Raw genomic sequence first — 330 nt, 5'->3', positions numbered from 1 at the left:
GATGAACAGCGTCCAGAAGGTGATCTTGCCGAGACGCTCGTCGAGCATCTTGCCGGTGAACTTGGGCCACCAGAAGTGGAAGCCGGAGAACATCGCGAAGACGACCGTCCCGAAGATGACGTAGTGGAAGTGCGCGACCACGAAGTACGAGTCCGAGACGTGGAAGTCGAGGGGCGGCGAGGCCAGCAGCACGCCGGTGAGCCCACCGAAGACGAACGTGACGAGGAAGCCGGTCGCCCAGAGCATGGGCGTCTCGAACGAGAGGCTTCCGCGCCACATGGTGCCGATCCAGTTGAAGAACTTCACACCGGTCGGTACGGCGATGAGGAA

1 protein-coding gene is annotated in these 330 nt (G+C 61.8%); it reads right to left on the bottom strand.

What is annotated here, in order from left to right:
- The coding region (locus FDO69_RS40995; protein WP_170321027.1) for a cbb3-type cytochrome c oxidase subunit I at window positions 1–330 on the bottom strand (330 nt) is incomplete at both ends.

It is taken from the genome of Streptomyces tibetensis (assembly GCF_007655005.1).
Lineage (GTDB): Bacteria > Actinomycetota > Actinomycetes > Streptomycetales > Streptomycetaceae > Streptomyces > Streptomyces tibetensis.
The sequence above is the reverse complement of the archived record's forward strand: the minus strand, read 5'-3'. Positions and strand labels throughout refer to the sequence as shown.